Here is a 1184-nt window from a genome sequence, read left to right on the forward strand (position 1 = left end):
AATTGTTAAAGTCGCTTGGGAAAGTGTTTCCAGCAGCAGTTAAATCGGCCACGCTACCTGAGTTGGTAGTAGTACCAGCAGGAGATGCGATCGTACCTGTAAATACAAAGTCCGCCGTTCCCAGATTGCTAGCAGCAGTACCCAGATTCGCAATCAAGGTAGAACCACCGGCTACGGTACCGTTCGAGTCAAAATACAACTCTGTTTCGTTCGACGCATTAGTAAAGGCGAAGAAACCAGCAGTTGTAGAATTGCCCAGGGCTTTAGCTTGTGCATCTTGCAAAGAGGCATAACTGCCGCCTGTGAAAATCACTAACTCTTTGCCAGTAATGTCAGGAGTTGAACCGCTAACACCGTCAAAGTTAGTCGTAGTCAAATTGCCGAAAGCGCTCGCGCTAAACTCGAATTTGTCCACCCCAACAGTAAAGTCAGCAATTTTATCGCCGCCTTCTTTCGTTGTCCTGTAAACAAACAGATCCGCACCACTGCCGCCGCTTATGACATCCAAACCAAGGCCGCCGGTGATGGTATCGTTGCCGTCGCCGCCAAGGATGGTATCGTTAAAATTGCTGCCGACAATGTTGTCATCGCCTGCTAAACCATCGAAATTAACGGCAGCCGGATAAGTGCCGAAATTCACATTGTCAGCACCAGCAGTACCTACAGGAACATTTAGTGGCGTGCCTGTGAAGACAAAGTTACTGATTTGCAGGCGAATGCTTGCCGAGAAACTCGTGAGAACTTCAAAGCGCGCCCCAACAGCAAATACCAGTACAGCACGACCGGTCTCGGCATCTATAAACTGACAGAAAGTAGGCGCGTCTCGGTTGCCACCCAAAGCTATAAACCGCGCTTGCAAAGACGCGATGCTGTTAACAGTGGTATCCAGGCTGAAATCGAGCAAGTTAGCGCTGCCGATCGACCCCACAGTAGAAGTAGCAGTAATCTCCAGTCGGGTCAAGCTAGAAACGGTGAGATTACCAAAAGCTGCCGTAGAAAGCTCTAAAACATCGTCATCGACACTAAAGTCAGTAATAAAGTCAGCTTCTACAACTGTTTGAATCTCTTGGCGAGAAGTGCGGTAAATAAAGCGATCCTTTCCACTACCCCCAATTAGAGTATTGGTTCCTAGACCACCTTCGATCTCGTCATCATCATCGCCGCCTTGAACTTTGTCGTTGCCC

1 protein-coding gene is annotated in these 1184 nt (G+C 48.6%); it reads right to left on the reverse strand.

Translation table 11 applies throughout. The annotated features are described in order from the left end of the window. Positions 1-1184: calcium-binding protein (locus QT984_RS08870; protein WP_445305856.1), on the reverse strand; the 1184-nt coding region annotated here is incomplete at both ends.

The organism is Microcoleus sp. Z1_B2 (genome assembly GCF_036700325.1).
Classification (GTDB): domain Bacteria; phylum Cyanobacteriota; class Cyanobacteriia; order Cyanobacteriales; family Microcoleaceae; genus Microcoleus.